At 71.3% G+C, this 16,107-nt stretch carries 15 protein-coding genes; 1 reads left to right on the top strand and 14 read right to left on the bottom strand.

The annotated features are described in order from the left end of the window. Positions 1–3: 3 nt before the first annotated feature. From PLJ28_RS06095 to dapA, 14 genes are all read right to left on the bottom strand, one after another. Positions 4–528 carry a GNAT family N-acetyltransferase gene (locus PLJ28_RS06095; RefSeq protein WP_298043929.1) on the bottom strand — a complete coding sequence of 175 codons (525 nt, stop codon included), beginning with the start codon at positions 526–528 and terminating at the stop codon, positions 4–6. Further along, positions 525–1,478 carry a diaminopimelate epimerase gene (dapF, locus tag PLJ28_RS06090; RefSeq protein ID WP_298043931.1) on the bottom strand — a complete coding sequence of 318 codons (954 nt, stop codon included), beginning with the start codon at positions 1,476–1,478 and terminating at the stop codon, positions 525–527. The genes PLJ28_RS06095 and dapF overlap by 4 nt, the downstream gene beginning before the upstream one ends. Continuing rightward, positions 1,475–2,392 (bottom strand): tRNA (adenosine(37)-N6)-dimethylallyltransferase MiaA, encoded by a 918-nt coding sequence (miaA, locus tag PLJ28_RS06085; RefSeq protein ID WP_298043934.1) that lies wholly within the window; start codon positions 2,390–2,392, stop codon positions 1,475–1,477. Before miaA ends, dapF begins: the two co-directional genes overlap by 4 nt. Before the next feature lie 8 nt (positions 2,393–2,400). Next, positions 2,401–3,912 carry a tRNA (N6-isopentenyl adenosine(37)-C2)-methylthiotransferase MiaB gene (gene miaB / locus PLJ28_RS06080; RefSeq protein ID WP_298043936.1) on the bottom strand — a complete coding sequence of 504 codons (1,512 nt, stop codon included), beginning with the start codon at positions 3,910–3,912 and terminating at the stop codon, positions 2,401–2,403. A gap of 9 nt (positions 3,913–3,921) precedes the next feature. Then, the gene (locus PLJ28_RS06075; RefSeq protein ID WP_221243334.1) at positions 3,922–4,494 is read right to left on the bottom strand and encodes a regulatory protein RecX; all 573 of its coding nucleotides are present in this window, start codon (positions 4,492–4,494) and stop codon (positions 3,922–3,924) included. Further along, positions 4,491–5,555 (bottom strand): recombinase RecA, encoded by a 1,065-nt coding sequence (recA, locus tag PLJ28_RS06070; protein ID WP_010145162.1) that lies wholly within the window; start codon positions 5,553–5,555, stop codon positions 4,491–4,493. The genes PLJ28_RS06075 and recA overlap by 4 nt, the downstream gene beginning before the upstream one ends. Before the next feature lie 221 nt (positions 5,556–5,776). Then, entirely contained in the window at positions 5,777–5,995 is a 219-nt protein-coding gene (locus tag PLJ28_RS06065; RefSeq protein ID WP_183524349.1) for a DUF3046 domain-containing protein, read from the bottom strand. Between the two features lie 66 nt (positions 5,996–6,061). Continuing rightward, on the bottom strand, positions 6,062–6,514 hold the full coding sequence (locus PLJ28_RS06060; RefSeq protein ID WP_183524346.1) for a helix-turn-helix domain-containing protein: 453 nt from the start codon (positions 6,512–6,514) through the stop codon (positions 6,062–6,064). Between the two features lie 260 nt (positions 6,515–6,774). Continuing rightward, entirely contained in the window at positions 6,775–7,917 is a 1,143-nt protein-coding gene (locus PLJ28_RS06055) for a hypothetical protein (protein WP_183524343.1), read from the bottom strand. Further along, positions 7,914–8,393 (bottom strand): CinA family protein, encoded by a 480-nt coding sequence (locus tag PLJ28_RS06050; protein WP_183524340.1) that lies wholly within the window; start codon positions 8,391–8,393, stop codon positions 7,914–7,916. The genes PLJ28_RS06055 and PLJ28_RS06050 overlap by 4 nt, the downstream gene beginning before the upstream one ends. Next, a complete protein-coding gene (gene pgsA, locus PLJ28_RS06045; protein ID WP_183524337.1) occupies positions 8,390–8,980 on the bottom strand; it encodes a CDP-diacylglycerol--glycerol-3-phosphate 3-phosphatidyltransferase in 591 nt (196 codons plus the stop codon). The genes PLJ28_RS06050 and pgsA overlap by 4 nt, the downstream gene beginning before the upstream one ends. Positions 8,981–9,017: 37 nt before the next feature. Next, a complete protein-coding gene (locus PLJ28_RS06040; RefSeq protein WP_298043948.1) occupies positions 9,018–12,104 on the bottom strand; it encodes a DNA translocase FtsK in 3,087 nt (1,028 codons plus the stop codon). An 82-nt stretch (positions 12,105–12,186) separates the two neighbouring features. Further along, positions 12,187–13,872, bottom strand: coding sequence for a ribonuclease J (locus PLJ28_RS06035; RefSeq protein ID WP_298043951.1), 1,686 nt, complete (start codon positions 13,870–13,872; stop codon positions 12,187–12,189). A 15-nt stretch (positions 13,873–13,887) separates the two neighbouring features. Beyond that, entirely contained in the window at positions 13,888–14,799 is a 912-nt protein-coding gene (gene dapA / locus PLJ28_RS06030; protein WP_298043954.1) for a 4-hydroxy-tetrahydrodipicolinate synthase, read from the bottom strand. A gap of 74 nt (positions 14,800–14,873) precedes the next feature. On the opposite strand from dapA, the gene PLJ28_RS06025 reads away from it, so the two are divergent. Next, positions 14,874–16,106 (top strand): heparan-alpha-glucosaminide N-acetyltransferase domain-containing protein, encoded by a 1,233-nt coding sequence (locus PLJ28_RS06025; protein WP_298043956.1) that lies wholly within the window; start codon positions 14,874–14,876, stop codon positions 16,104–16,106. Position 16,107: the final 1 nt, after the last annotated feature.

Raw genomic sequence — 16,107 nt, 5'->3', positions numbered from 1 at the left:
TGCTCAGACCCCGAACGCGGGCGGGTAGGCGATCGGTCCGGAGGGCACCGGTTCGCCGAGCACGAGCGCCATCATCGCCTCGTCCGGCGCCTCGAACGGCGCGCTGATCCCGAGGCCCGACGCCGGCCGGAACCCGAAGCGCGGGTAGTACCCGGCGTGCCCCAGCACGAGGACGAGGCGTTCCCCGGCCTCCCGCGCGGCCGAGAGCACGGCCTCGATCACCGCGGTGCCCGCCCCGCGGCCCTGGTGGTCAGGGAGAACGGAGCAGGGGGCGAGGGCGGCCGCCGGTTCCCCGCCCACGTGGCACCGGGTGATCAGTGCATGTCCCACGGGGCCGGCGTCGGGGTCGCGGGCGTCCGCGACGACCCAGGACAGCCCGGGCAGCCAGGCGCCCGGATCCCTGCGCAGGGCGTCCACGAGGTCGGCCTCGGCCGGCGTCGGGAAGGCGGCCTCCACGACGCGGCGGACGGCCGCCCGGTCCCCTCCTCCGGAGTCCTCGGGCCGCACCGTCCAGCGGACCGGGCTCACAGCACCGTGCCCTCGAAGACCAGCTCGGCCGGACCGGAGAGGATCACGTGCTCGGTGCCGTCGGGCTGGGCGCGGAAATCCACGCCCACGAGGCCACCGGGCACCCCCACCTGCCACCGGGTGGCCGTCTCGTCCCCGGCCCAGAGGCGGACGGCGGCCGCGGCCGCGCAGGCACCGGTACCGCAGGACAGCGTCTCGCCCACGCCGCGTTCGTGCACGCGCAGGTCCACCCGGCCGACGTCGCCGTGGAACAGCGGGTCGGCCGCGACGACGAATTCGACGTTGGTGCCGTTGGGCGGCACCGGGTCCACGGACGGCTGCTGGGTGAGGTCCAGGGCCGCCAGTTCGGCGGGCTCGGCGAGCGCCACGACGGTGTGCGGATTGCCCAGCGAGATGCTCAGGGCGGGCCGCGGGTCCACCAGCCCGGCCGCGAGCACGAGCGAGTCGGAGGCGCTCTCGCGGGCCAGTTCGGGATCGATGAGACTCCACAGCCCCATGTCGATCGCGTAACCGTCCTCCAACCGGGTCACGGTGCGGACCCCGGCGCGGGTCCCGATGGTGAGTTCCTGCCCCGGTGCCAGGTCCACCAGGCCGCGTTCGGCGAGGTAGTGCACGAAGACGCGGACGCCGTTGCCGCACATCTCGGCCACGGAACCGTCCGAGTTGCGGTAGTCCATGAACCAGACGGCCTCCGGGTGGTCCTGCAGCAGGTCGCGTCCCTCGATGAGATGAGAGGACTCCACCACCCGGATCAGCCCGTCACCGCCGACGCCGAAGTGCCGGTCGCACAGGGCGGCCACGTGGTCCGGGGACAGCTCGGTCTCCCCGTCCGGATCGGGCACGAGCACGAAGTCGTTGCCGGTGCCCTGTCCCTTGGCATAGCGCAGGCCGCCCAGTTGGTCGAGGGCGGTCCGCAGGCGGTCGGGGTCCTGGGCGATCGGCAGGGTCATGGAGCCAGTCTAGGCGGGACCTGTCCGCCCAGGTGCGCCAGCACCCGGTCCAGCAGGTGCGGCTCGGTCGGGTCGAACCACGTCACGCGAGGGTCGGCCCGGAACCAGGTCAGCTGCCGGCGGGCGAAGCGGCGCGTGGCGGTCGCGGTGTCCTCGATGGCCCAGTCCAGGTCCGCCTGACCGTCGAGGACCTGCAGGACCTGGGCATAACCGATGGCCCTGGACGCGGTCTTCCCCGTCCGCAGGCCGGCGGCGTCCAGGTCCCGGACCTCGTCGACGAGCCCGGTCTCCACCATGCCCACCACGCGCCCGTACAGGCGGGCATGCAACCGGGCGCGGTCCAGGTCCAGGCCGATCTGGACGGTGGGCCGCAGATAGGTGCGCCGGGGCATGAAGGAGGAGAAGGGCCGGCCGGTGAGCTCATGGACCTCCAGGGCACGGACCACGCGGCGGACGTCGCCCAGCCGCTCCGCGCTGGCCGGGTCGACGTCGCGCAGTCGCTCGCGCATCCCGTCCAGGCCCACCCGCGCGGCCAGCTCCTCGAAGCGGGCCCGGACGACCGCGTCCGTGGGCGGGAACTCGAGCTCGTCGAGGGCGGCCCGCACGTAGAGCCCGGACCCGCCGACGAGGACCGGCCTCAGTCCCCGCCGGGTGATGTCCTCGATCACCTCGCGCGCGGCACCCTGGAACCGTGCCACGGAGGCCTCCTGGGTGACCTCCAGGACGTCCAGGAGGTGGTGCCGGATCCCCCGCCGCTGGGCCGGGGGCAGCTTGGCCGTGCCGATGTCCATGCCGCGGTAGAGCTGCAGGGCGTCCGTGTTGACGATCTCCCCGCCCAGGCGTTCGGCCAGGTCCAGCGCCAGGTCGGACTTCCCGGTCCCGGTGGGCCCGACGACGGCGATCACCTCCTGCATGGACCGGCTCAGGAACCGACGCGCAGGGAGGGCATGCCCAGGCTCACCCCGGCGGTCCCGGCGGCACCGGCCACCCCGCCCGGTGCGGGCACGCCGCAGGACTCGGCCTGGGCACGGTCCCAGGCGTCACCCGAGCGCGACCGGCGCAGGAGGTAGTCCTGGGCCGTGGGGTCGGCGATGAGATGGTAGGGGTGCGACTCGGTGATGGTCACGGTGACGAAGTCCCCGGGGCGCGGCGCCTGCTCCCCCGCCGGGACGCTGAAGTGCACGAGGCGGTTGTCCGGGGCGCGGCCGGCGAGCCGCCCGGTCTCCGCGCCCTTGCTGCCGGGCTGGTTGGTCACCAGCAGTTCCTGGCGGGTGCCGAGCAGCTTCGCCGTCTCCTCCGCGCTGATCCTGTCCTGCAGGGCGGTCAGCCGTTCGAAGCGCTCCTGCACGATGTGCTTGGGCACCTGGTCCTCCATCTCGCCCGCGGGCGTCCCGGGGCGGATGGAGTACTGGAACGTGAAGGCGGAGGAGAACCGGGAGGCCTCCACGACGGCCAGGGTGTCCTGGAAGTCCTCCTCGGTCTCCCCGGGGAAGCCGACGATGATGTCCGTGGTGACGGCGGCGTGCGGGATCCGGTCGCGGACCTTGTCCAGGATGCCGAGGAACCTCTTCGACCGGTAGGACCGGCGCATGTCCTTGAGCACCTTGTCCGAGCCGGACTGCAGGGGCATGTGCAGCTGCGGCATCACGTTCGGGGTCTCGGCCATCGCCTCGATGACGTCATCGGTGAAGGAGGCCGGGTGGGGGCTGGTGAACCGCACCCGCTCCAGGCCCTCGATCCCGCCGCAGGCCCGCAGCAGCTTCGCGAAGGCCCCCCGGTCCCCGAACTCGACGCCATAGGTGTTGACGTTCTGGCCGAGCAGGGTGACCTCCACGGCGCCGGCATCCACCAGCGCCTGCACCTCGGCGAGGATCTCCCCGGGGCGGCGGTCCTTCTCCTTGCCGCGCAGGGCGGGGACGATGCAGAAGGTGCACGTGTTGTTGCAGCCCACCGAGATGGAGACCCACCCCGAGTAGGTGGAATCCCTCTTGGTAGGCAGGGTGGACGGGAAGACCTCGAGCGACTCGAGGATCTCCAGCTCCGCCTGCTGATTGTGCCGGGACCGTTCCAGCAGCACCGGCAGGGAGCCGATGTTGTGGGTGCCGAAGACCACGTCCACCCAGGGCGCCTTCTCCAGGATGGTCTTCTGGTCCTTCTGGGCCAGGCAGCCGCCCACCGCGATCTGCATGCCCGGGTGGTTGTCCTTGACCGAGCGCAGGTTGCCCAGGTTGCCGTAGAGGCGGTTGTCCGCGTTCTCCCGGACGGCACAGGTGTTGAAGACCACGAGGTCCGGCTCCGTGGCCTCGTCTGCCGGGGAGTACCCGGCGGATTCGAGCAGACCGGAGATGCGCTCGGAGTCGTGCACGTTCATCTGGCAGCCGAAGGTGCGGACCTGGTACGTGCGGTCATCGGGGGGCAGGAGGGCAGAAGTCACCGCAGCATTCTAGTCGTCGGGCTCCAGCCCGCCCAGCACGTCCTTGACCACCCCGAGCGCCATGCCGGGTGCGTAGCCCTTGCGGGCGAGCATGCCGGCGAGCCGTCGCACGACCTTGTCCCGCTCCGCCCGGGACTCGGGGTCATCCCCGGAGGGCACCGGGCGTCCGCGGAGTTTCTTCTCCACCAGTTCGATGGCGGCGGCCCGCTCGCTGTCCTCGCTGATCGTCTCCAGGGCGTGCTCGGCGGCCTCACCGGTGACGCCCTTCTGCTGCAGCTCCCGCCGCAGCGCGCCGCGGGCCAGGCCGCGGCTGCGCTGCCGGGAGGCGACGTAGGACTCGGCGTAGGCCTCGTCGTCGACGAGCCGCACCGCCTCCATCCGGTCCAGCACCGCGGACGCCACCTCGGGCGGCACCTGACGCTCTGCCAGCTTCTCCTCGAGCTGCCGGCGGGACTTCGGCGAGGCGGTGAGCTGGCGCAACACGATGGACCGGGCCACCTCCTCGGCGGCCGGTTCCGGATCGTCCGCGAGATGCTCGGGAAGGTCCGGATCCGGCACCACGCGAAGATGGCGGCGGGTCATCGGGCCGGGGACTCCCCGGAGACGGCCCGCAGCTGAGGCTCAGCGGCCGAGTCCTCCTCGGGCGCGACGCCGATCCCGAGCTTCTCCAGGATCCTGGTCTCGATCTCGTCCGCCAGGTCCGGGTTGTCCTTCAGGAACCGACGGGCGTTCTCCTTGCCCTGGCCCAGCTGGTCGCCGTCATAGGTGAACCAGGCGCCGGACTTCTTGACGATGCCCTCCTCGACGCCCATGTCGATGAGCGAGCCCTGGCGGGAGATGCCCTCGCCGTAGATGATGTCGAACTCGGCCTGCTTGAAGGGCGGGGCCATCTTGTTCTTGACGATCTTGGCGCGCGTGCGGTTACCGACCGCGTTGCCCGCCTCCTTGAGCGTCTCGATGCGGCGCACGTCGATGCGGACCGAGGCGTAGAACTTCAGCGCCTTACCACCGGTGGTGGTCTCCGGGCTGCCGAAGAACACGCCGATCTTCTCGCGCAGCTGGTTGATGAAGATGGCCGTGGTCTTGGTCTGTGCCAGCCGGCCGGTGATCTTGCGCAGCGCCTGGGACATCAGGCGGGCCTGCAGGCCGACGTGGCTGTCACCCATCTCGCCCTCGATCTCGGCGCGGGGCACCAGGGCCGCCACGGAGTCGATGACGATGATGTCCAGCGATCCGGAGCCCACGAGCATGTCCATGATCTCCAGGGCCTGTTCTCCGGTGTCCGGCTGGGACACCAGCAGCGCGTCGGTGTCCACGCCGAGCTTCCGGGCGTACTCCGGGTCCAGCGCGTGCTCGGCGTCGATGAACGCCGCGATCCCGCCGTTGCGCTGCGCGTTGGCCACGGCGTGCAGAGCAACGGTGGTCTTACCCGAGGACTCCGGTCCGTAGATCTCCACGACGCGGCCACGCGGCAGGCCGCCGATACCGAGGGCGACGTCCAGGCCCACCGAACCGGTGGGGATCACCTCGATCGGTGCGCGCGCGTCGTCGCCCAGGCGCATCACCGACCCCTTGCCGAACTGCTTGTCGATCTGGGCCAGTGCGGCTTCCAGTGCCTTCTCGCGGTCGTTGGCTGACGCCATGATTCACCCCTGGGTCTGTGTTGGTGACGGGCGGCCGTCGGGGCCGATCCCTTGTGCTGTAGAGAAACCTATCGGCCCGCCCGGACGAGTTAACGGGACAGGACGGTCGCTGTGGATGACATACCCGGGTTCCGGCTCCGGAGAAGTCCTGTGCAGGAGACTACCGTCATTCGAACGTATTTTCGAATAGCCGTCCGGCGTGTCCACCGGTTCCCGGGAGTTCAGTCCCTGGGCGGGATGTCGCGGCCGAGCCGGCGGTCCTCGGGAACACCCTGGAGGTCGCAGACGTCGAGCCAGACGCTGCGGGGATCCCACCCGGCGTCCAAGGCCTGGTCCGCCGTGGTGTCCAGGGTGGGCAGGACCAGCGACGAGGCGATCACCCCGGCGTTGGCCGGGCCGAACTCCTCGTCCATCAGACGACGGAATTCACTCAGTCTCATGGGTTCCCTTCCGCACCGCACACGAACGTGGCCGCAGACCCCGGGGGTCTGCGGCCGCGTCGGTGGTCAGTGGCTGCCGGCCAGCTGGCCGAGATCGTCCGGGACCTCGTCCGGCAGTGCGTCGACGAGGGAGTCCCGGCGGTAGCCGGCCTCGAGGTCCGCCGGTATGTGGTCCGGGATGTGCACGCCCTCCTGAAGGGCGATGCGGTCCGACACCTCACGCAGCATGAGGGACATCGGGACGTTCAGGGCCCCGCAGATCGAGGACAGCAGCTCGGAGGAGGCCTCCTTCTGGCCGCGCTCGACCTCGGACAGGTAACCGAGGGACACGCGGGCGTGGTGCGAGACCTCACGAAGGGTGCGCCCCTGGCGCTGACGCACGTCTCGCAGCACATCTCCGATTTCCTGGCGAAGGACTGGCACGGCGTGCTCCTTGGTCTCTGGAGTGGCTGCTGGAATGTTCTCTCCGGTCGCCAGCCAACGGGTGATTCCGTTGATGGTAACCGGTTGTTTCATCATGTCTACTGGTTTCTCCTGTACGAGTTCTGGGAACGCGCACTCGCCGGTGGTGCGGCGGGCGCCGGGTCAACTGTCCTGTATAACCGGCTCGGCACCGGTTTTTGTTCCCGTGAGCACCCCGGCGACGGCGGGTTCCCAGCGGATTCACAGCCACGACCGCCGGCCCCCGGCCCCGCCGGATCCTCGTGTCCCACACTAGCGACACCCTGGCACCCCGTGACAAGGCCCCACCGGACCGGTCGTGGATCGTGACGCCATCGTCATGGTCCCGTCCCGTGGGCGCGGTGCTCGGGTCTCTCATCCTCCCGTTCCTCGAGCCTCTGGTGCAGGGCCCGTCGTTCGGCCTCCCGCAGGGAGTAGGTGGCGTTGCGGATGGCCTCGTCATCGTCGAAGCTGGACCCGATCGCGCCGGCGATGAGGCCCAGGCTGGCCGCCAGCCAGGACAGCTTGAGGTAGTGCTGGATCCCGGCCTCCACCCCCAGCGTCTCCGTGAGGTAGTGCGGCGGGACCACCACCACGGAGGCCACGAACAGCAACAGGAACAGTCCCGCGTAGATCATCAGCGCGGCGACGGCCACGGTGATGACGGTGGCCAGGTTGTCCATCGCCGCCCACCGCCGGGTGGACCAGTCGCTGCGGCGGGCCCACAGCCCGTTCGTCGCGATCAGCCAGGTCGTCATGCCGATGACGGCCAGCACCGTGACCACCGAGAGGCGGTCCACGCCCATGTCCGCGGCGAGGGTCCAGATGCTGCCGAAGAAGACGCCGTACGCACCCGCCGCGGACGCGGCGGCCGCCGAGGCGGTCATCGCGGCCGGCAGGCGCCCGGGGCGGTTGGACTGGACCATCCCGGTCAGCAGGCGCGGAACGGCCCAGGGACCGGTCGCGTACACCTGCTCGGAGGCCTCCGCGGACTCGGACGTCGTGTCGGACAGCGGCACCAGGGCGTTGAGCGCCTCCGGGTGCTCCGGATCCCGGGTCACGGTCCGGCCCTCCGGCCCGACGTCGACGGCACCCCGGTAGAGGTGCCCCACCAGGCGGGACATCGTCTCCACGACCCGCCGCTCCAGCCGGAAGACTCCGAGCACGGGCAGGAACAGGACGGCGGCGTTGTCCCGCCGTGAGATCTCGGCCACCACGGGACGCCCGTTCTCGTAGCGCGGGAGGTCCGTGATGTAGATGACCATCTCCCAGTCGTGGCGCGCGTCGACCTGCGTCGTCCAGCGGACCAGGTCCACACTGCCGTCGGCGTCGAGGGGGACGATCTCGTCCACCACGTCGATCCGCCACTCCGTGCTGTCGTCCACCCTGTGGGACAGCTCCGCCTGGAGGGCCTCGCGGATCCGGCCGGCCACGATCGCGGGCGTCCCGGGGTCGGCCATCAACCCGATCGCGGTCGTCATGCCCGTGCCTCCCGGTCCAGGCGCCGCAGCACGCTGCGCAGGGCGGCCTCGACCGTCCCGCGGCGGATACCCTCCCGGTCCCCGTCCAGGTGCAGTTCCTCGGCGGCGGGACCGGGCAGTCCGGCGATGCCCAGGTAGACGGTCCCGACGGCCCGGCCCTGGTGCGGCTCGGGCCCGGCCACCCCGGTGGTCGCCACGCCGATGTCCGCGCCCAGCCTCCGGCGGGCCCCCTCCGCCATCTGGGCGGCGACGCCGGCGTCCACGGCCCCGTGGCTGGCGAGGCGTGACGGGTCCACGCCCAGCAGTCGCTCCTTGACCTCGTTCTGGTAGGCCACGACCCCTCCCTGCAGGGTCGCGGAGGCACCGGGCACGTCCGCGATCGTCGCCGCCAGCAGTCCCGCGGTCAGGGACTCGGCGGTCGCGATCCGCAGCCCGCGCCGGATCAGCTCCGTCACGACGTCGGCCGGCAGGCTCATGGGCGTGCCCCGCCGGTCTGCGCGGACCGGCGCATCCGGACCGCCTTGAGGACGTAGTCCGCGCCGGTGACGAGCGTGACGACCAGGGCGGCACCCATCGCGGTCCAGCCGACCCAGGGGTACCAGTCCCCCAGCAGCGGGGTCAGCGGGGCGAGCATCAGCAGCAGCGCCCCGGCCTGCAGCACGGTCTTGAGCTTGCCTCCCCGCGAGGCCGGCATGACCCCGTAGCGCAGCACCACGAAGCGCATCAGGGTGATCCCCCACTCGCGCAGCAGGATCAGGATGGTGACCCACCACCACAGCTCCCCCAGCATCGAGAGCACGATGAAGGCCGCGCCCGTGAGCAGCTTGTCCGCGATGGGGTCGGCGATCTTCCCGAAGCTCGTGACCAGTCCGCGGGCCCGGGCGATGTCGCCGTCGAGCTTGTCCGTGTACATGGCCACGGCGAACACCGCGAAGGCGGCCCACCGCATGCCCGGGGAGTCCTCGCCGGCGGGGCCTCCGGCCACCAGGAACCAGACGAAGAACGGGACCAGCAGGATCCGGACCGTGGTCAGGACGTTGGGCAGGTTCCAGTTCTCGTTCATCCCTGCAGTCTACGGACCCGCCGGTTCCTTCCGCGGCTCACCGGCCGGTGAGCTGCCAGGCGTCCTCCGAGCCCTCGTCCTCCTCCTCGTCGTACCAGTCCTGGGCCGAGCGTCGCCCGGCCAGGTCCTCGGCGACGAGGTCGCGGCCGTAGCCGTCGTCCTCCGGGAGCGAGCCCCGCACCAGTTCCTGGTCGGTGGCACCGCGCACGGGCGGGCGGCCGGCCTCGTGGTCGGAGTGGACCACGTCCTCGGCATAGGCCTCGGGGGCGTCCTCGCTGGGCGCGGCCGCCGGCGGCGTGTCGCCGCGGATGGTGGCGAGCACCCCGGCCAGGTCGTCCGGCTTGACCAGCACGTCCCGGGCCTTGGACCCCTCCGAGGGGCCCACCACGCCGCGGGACTCCATGAGGTCCATGAGCCGCCCGGCCTTCGCGAACCCGACGCGCAGCTTGCGCTGGAGCATCGAGGTCGAGCCGAACTGGGTGGTGACCACGAGCTCGGTGGCCTGCAGCAGCAGGTCCAGGTCGTCACCGATGTCCTCGTCGATGACCTTCTCGACCTTCTCCGGCACCACGTCGTCCCGGTACTGGGCCTGCATCTGGCCCTTGACGTGTTCCACCACGGCGTGGATCTCGGACTCGTTGACCCAGGCGCCCTGCACGCGCATCGGCTTGGACTTGCCCATCGGCAGGAACAGGGCGTCGCCCTGACCGAGCAGCTTCTCGGCACCGGGCTGGTCCAGGACCACGCGGGAGTCGGTGACGGAGGACGTCGCGAACGCCATGCGGGAGGGCACGTTGGCCTTGATCAGGCCGGTGACCACGTCCACGGAGGGCCGCTGGGTGGCCAGCACCAGGTGGATGCCGGCGGCGCGGGCCAGCTGGGTGATGCGCACGATCGCGTCCTCGACGTCGCGGGGGGCGACCATCATCAGGTCGGCGAGCTCGTCCACGATGACCAGCAGGTACGGATACGGCTTGAGGACCCGCTTGGAGTCCGGCGGCAGGGTCACCTTGCCGGCGCGGACGGCCTTGTTGAAGTCGTCCACGTGCTTGTAGCCGAAGGCGGCGAGGTCGTCATAGCGCGTGTCCATCTCGCGCACCACCCACTGCAGCGCCTCCGCGGCCTTCTTCGGGCTCGTGATGATGGGGGTGACCAGGTGGGGCACGCCCTCATAGGCGGTGAGCTCCACGCGCTTGGGGTCCACCATGACCATGCGCACCTCGTCCGGGGTCGAGCGCATGAGGATCGAGACGATCATGGAGTTCACGAAGGAGGACTTGCCGGCACCGGTGGCGCCGGCCACCAGCATGTGCGGCATCTTCGCCAGGTTGGCCATCACGTAGCCGCCCTCGACGTCCTTGCCCACGCCCATCACCATCGGGTGGTCGGTCTTGCGTGCCGCGTTCGAGCGCAGCACGTCGCCCAGGGCGACGACCTCCTTGTCGGCGTTGGGGATCTCGATGCCGATCGCGGACTTGCCGGGGATCGGCGAGAGGATCCGCACGTCCGAGGAGGCCACCGCATAGGAGATGTTCTTGGACAGCGCCGTGACCTTCTCCACCTTGGTGCCCGGCGCGAGCTCGATCTCGTAGCGGGTCACCGTCGGCCCGCGCGAGAAGCCGGTGACCTCGGCGTCCACCTTGAACTGGGTCAGCGTCTCGGTCAGCGCGGCGACCACCTGGTCGTTGGCCTCGGTGCGCTCCTTCGGGGGCGGGCCCGCGGGCAGCATCGTGGAGTCCGGCAGCGTGTAGGTGACGTCCCCGCCCAGGTGCAGCTGCTCCGAGCGGGCGGGCATCGGCGGCAGCTCCGCGGGCCGGGAGACGGGATTCGCCGGCACGGAGGGTGCGACCACGCCGATGGGCTCGGTCGAGGGGCCGGCGTCCTCGGTCTCCTCCGGCTTCGGGATCCTGACCCCGGCCGCCTCCTTGGCGCGGGCGATGGCCAGTTCCCCGGCGGTGGGACGCCGCACGCCCGCCGGGACGGCCGGGGGCTGCTCGGCCACCTCGTCCTGCGGCCGCTCGGCCACCACATCCTGCGGCTTCTCGTCGATGACGGCGGTCTCGTAGGCCTCGGTGCTGGGGGTCCCGGCGTCGTCGAGGACCTCGGTGGGCGTCTCGTCGCGGCCGAACAGCCGGACGCCCTTGCGCTTGCCGGCCTTGCCGTCCTTGCCGGTCTTGCCGCTCTTCGCGGCCTCGCCGGCCTCGAGCTCCGTGCCGGCCGTGCGCTCCTTGCCGGCCGTACGGTCCCTGCCGGCACGGGATCCGCGGCCGGAGGGGCGGTCATGCTCGGTGAGGTAGGACTGGTCGTGTCCCCCACGCGCGCCGTCCCGGGAGCCGGGGGCACCGCCGTCGGGCTGGCCGGTGAGCCAGGCGTAGGCGTCCCGGATCCGCTGCGGGATCTGGCCCACCGGGGTGGCGGTGACGATCAGCACCCCGAACAGGGCCAGCGCCACCATCAGCGCCCACACGGGCCAGGGGGTGACGAGCGAGGCCAGCGGCGTGGTGACGAGGTAGCCGACGATGCCCCCGCCGGCCAGGAGCTCGGCGAAGGAGTCGGCGACGGTGGGCAGGCCCGCGACCAGATGCGCGATACCGGCGACGGCCACCGTCACCACCAGCAGGCCGATGGTGATCCGGCCGTTGTCCCGGTGCTCCTGGGGGGTGCGGAAGTAGCGCACGGCGACGGTCAGCAGCACCGCGGGGAAGATCAGGGCCGCCCAGCCGAGGGTGCCGGCGGCGATGTTGTGGACCACGGTCCCGTAACCGGGGGTCCCGCGCAGGCCCCACCACTCCACGGAACCGATGACCGCGGCCAGGACCACCAGGAAGAACCCGGTGCCGTCACGGCGATCCTCCGGCGCGATCCTCGCGTCGCGGCCGATCTTGCGGACCCCGGCGCCGACGGGCGTGGCCATGGCCATCCAGAATCCGCGCAGCGCACGCAACAGGACCGGCGCCTGCGGCTCTGCGTGCGCCTCGGGCACCGCGGATGCGGTGCGGTTGCGCTGGGTGGAACCGGACGAGCGCGCAGACGACTTGGCGGACTTCGGTTCCGCGCCCTTGCGGGCGGGGGACGTCGAGGACCGGCCGGACTGCGAACGCGTCGGGGAAGTACGGGTCGCCATGCAAGTACGGTACCGCCCGGCGACGGCCCCGGCCCGGACCAACACAGGCTTTCCGGGCCGGAGCGCCCGTCGCCGGGCCCGTCTAGGCCTCCAGGACCACCGGGACGATCATCGGGCGGCGTCGCAGCTTGCGGTTCACCCAGGTGCCGATGACGCGGCGCACGACCTGCTGCAACTGGTGGGTGGTGTGGTCCGCGTTGGACTGCACCGCCTCCTCGAGCGCGCGGGCGATACGCGGCTTGACGTCGTCGAACACGGCATCGTCCTCGGCCACGCCACGCGCGTGGATGTCCGGGCCCGAGACGATCGTGCCGGTCTGGCGGTTGACCACGGAGATCACCGAGATGAACCCCTCCTCGCCGAGGATGCGCCGGTCCTTGAGGTCGGCGTCGGTGATCTCGCCGATCGAGGAGCCGTCCACGTAGACGAAGCCGCACTCGACCTGGCCGCTGACGCGGGCCACCCCGTCCTTGAGGTCCACCACGGAACCGTTCTCCGTCAGCAGGACGTTCTCCCCGGGCACGCCCGTGGCCTCGGCGATCCGGCCGTTGGCGATCAGGTGCCGGGTCTCACCGTGGACCGGCATGACGTGGGTGGGCCTGACGATGTTGTAGCAGTACAGCAGCTCGCCCTGGGAGGCGTGCCCGGAGACGTGCACCTTGGCCATCCCCTTGTGGACGACCTCGGCGCCCAGTTTCATCAGGCCGTTGACCACGCGGAACACCGAGGTCTCGTTGCCGGGGATCAGCGAGGAGGCCAGCACCACCAGGTCTCCGGTGTCCAGCTGGATGCGGTGGTCACCGTTGGCCATCCGGGACAGGGCCGCCATCGGCTCGCCCTGGGAACCGGTGCACATCAGCACCACCTCGTGGTCCGGCAGCCGGTCGACCTCCTTGAGGTCCACCAGGGTCCCCTCCGGGACGTCCAGGTAGCCCAGCTTGGCGGCGATGCCCATGTTGCGCACCATGGACCGGCCGACGAAGCACACCTTGCGCCCGTGCGCGCCGGCGGCGTCCAGGACCTGCTGGATGCGGTGGACGTGGGAGGCGAAGGAGGCGACGATGATGCGCTTGTCCGCCCGCGCGAACAGTCCCTCCAGGACCGGGCCGATCTCCTTCTCCGTGGTGGTGAACCCGGGGACCTCGGCATTGGTGGAGTCGGTCAGGAACAGGTCCACGCCCTCCTCGCCGAGCCGGGCGAAGGCGCGCAGGTCGGTGATGCGCCCGTCCAGGGGCAGCTGGTCCATCTTGAAGTCACCGGTGTGCAGGATGGTGCCGGCCGGTGTCTTGAGGGCCACGGCCAGGGCGTCCGGGATGGAGTGGTTGACGGCCACGAACTCGCACTCGAAGGGACCGAGGTGCTCGGTGTCCCCCTCCCTCACGGTGAGGGTGATCGGCCGGATCCGGTGCTCCTCGAGCTTGGCCTCGATCAGGGCCAGGGTCAGCGTGGACCCGATCAGCGGGATGTCCGGCCTCATCCGCAGCAGGTACGGCACCGCGCCGATGTGGTCCTCGTGGCCGTGGGTCAGGACCACGCCGATCACGTCGTCCAGGCGGTCCCGGATGTACTCGAAGTCCGGCAGGATCACGTCCACGCCGGGCTGGGTCTCCTCCGGGAACAGCACGCCGCAGTCGACGATGAGGATCTTGCCGTCCAGCTCGAAGGTCGTCATGTTCCGGCCGACCTCCCCGATGCCGCCGAGCGGCACCACCCGGCAGGTGCCGGGCTTGAGCTGGGGCGGGGTGGACAGGCGGGGGCCTGGTGCCATGGGATTCGGTCCCTTCTAGAAGGTGAGTCCGGCCTCCGCGAGGTCGGCGCGGATGACGGTCTGCTCGTCCTCGGTGGCCGGCGTCAGCGGCAGGCGGACCGTGGCACTGGGGAGGATGCCCTGCCACTGCAGGATCGTCTTGGTGGACACGGCACCCTGGATGTGGGTCATGACCGCGCGCTGGTACGGGTCCAGTTCGAAGTGCAGGGCGCGCGCGGCCGCCAGGTCCCCGGCGGCCATCGCGTCCACGAGCCGGCGGTAGAGCCGGGGGGCCACGTGGGCGGTCACCGAGACGACACCCACGGCGCCGAGGGCCATCAGCGGCAGGGTCAGCGCGTCCTCACCCGAGTAGATGTGCAGGTCGGTGTTGGCGGCCACCAGGGTGGTGGACTGGAAGTCGCCCTTGGCGTCCTTCAGGGCCACGATGTTCGGGTGCGCGGCCAGGGCGATGATGGTGTCCGGCTCGATCGGCATGACCGAGCGGCCCGGGATGTCGTAGAGCATGACCGGCAGGTCGGTGGACGAGGCGATGGTCTCGAAGTGCGCCCGGATCCCGGCCTGGTTCGGCTTGTTGTAGTAGGGGGTGACGAGCAGCAGGCCGTCGACGCCGGCGCGCTCGGCCAGCAGGGACAGGTGCGCCGAGTGCCCCGTGTCGTTCATGCCGGTGCCGGCGATGACCTTCGCCCGGCCGCCCACGGCCTCGACGACGGCCTCGAACATCGCGATGTTCTCCTCGTCGCGCAGGGTCGAGGTCTCCCCCGTGGTGCCGGTGACGACCAGTCCGTCCGCGCCCTCGTCCACCAGGTGGGCGGCCAGCTTCTGGGCCGAGTCCAGGTCCAGGCTGCCGTCCTCCGTGAACGGCGTCACCATGGCCGGGACCAGGGTGCCGAAGGGCAGTTCGGAGCGTGCGGCAGGGGTGTCGATCATGGCGTCCAGCCTACCTGCGAGAATGTCCTGCGGTGCGTAAGTCACGCACGAGGACCTGATCACAGGAGGGGTGCATGGCGCTGCGCACGGAGGTCTCACGCCGCATCCCCGGCGTGGACGCCGCGCGGGGCATCGCCCTGCTGGGCATGATCGCGACCCACCTGATGGTGCTGGTCTCCGCCGACGGGACGGGACCGACGACGGTGGGGCTGGTGTTCGCGGGGAAGTCCTCGGCCCTGTTCGCCACCCTGGCCGGCGTCGGGCTGGCCCTGCTCACCGGTGGTGCGGGCGCCCGGCGTGCACCCCACCAGCAACCGCGCCTGGGGTGGGACCGGCGCCAGGTGGCCGTCCGCGCGGGCCTGCTGTTCGTCATCGGCCTGGCCTGCGGCTCGCTGGACACGAACGTGGCGGTCATCCTGGCCCACTACGCCCTGTTGTTCCTCGCCGCACTGCCGTTCCTGCACCTGGGGGCCCGGGCGCTGGCCGGCTGGGCCGCCGGGTGGCTCCTGCTCTCCCCCGTGGCGGCGAGCCTGCTCTCCGCGGTCATGCAGTCCGCGGTGGGCGCCACGGCGTACGTGGAGCACTGGCGCATCTGGCACACTCCCGCCCTGCCGGACCTCGTGGTCCAGCCGGGGTTGCTCGCGTGGGACCTGCTGTTCACCGGGTACTACCCCGTGCTGCAGTGGCTCGGCTACGTGCTGTTCGGGCTGTTCCTCGGACGACTGCGCCTGGAGCGCATTCGGGTGTCCGCCGCACTGGCCGCCGGCGGTGCGGCGCTGGCCGCCACGGCGTTCCTGGTCTCCCGGGGCCTGCAGTCGCTGCCGGGGGTGCTGGAGGCGATCGCCGCCGGCACCGGGGTGGGCCCGGCCCGGCTCGAGGCACAGCTGCTGACGGGCGCCGCGATCTCCACGGAGGCGATCCAGGCCCATCCGGTGTGGTTCACCCTGGCCACCCCGCACTCCGGGGCCCCGTTGGACCTGCTGCTGACCTGCGGCACCTCGGCCATGGTGCTGGGGGTCTGCCTCCTGCTGTGCACCGTGGGCCGGGGGGTGCTGGCCTACCCCCTGATGCCCCTGATCGGGGCCGGTTCGATGACCCTGACCCTGTACGTGGGTCACCTCGTGGCGCTGGACGCGTTCGGGTCCGCCACCGCCGGCTGGCCCCGGTCGGGGCTGCTCATCGCCTACTGGGTGGGCTGCCTGGTCGCCGGGACCATATGGCGCGGCTTCGGCTGGAAGGGCCCGCTGGAGTGGGGGGTCTCGACGGTCGCGTCCACCCTGGCGGGGCCCCGGCCCCAGGGGTCCTAGG

This window comes from Citricoccus sp. (genome assembly GCF_035445025.1).
In the GTDB taxonomy this organism is placed as follows: domain Bacteria; phylum Actinomycetota; class Actinomycetes; order Actinomycetales; family Micrococcaceae; genus Citricoccus.
The sequence above is the reverse complement of the archived record's forward strand: the minus strand, read 5'-3'. Positions and strand labels throughout refer to the sequence as shown.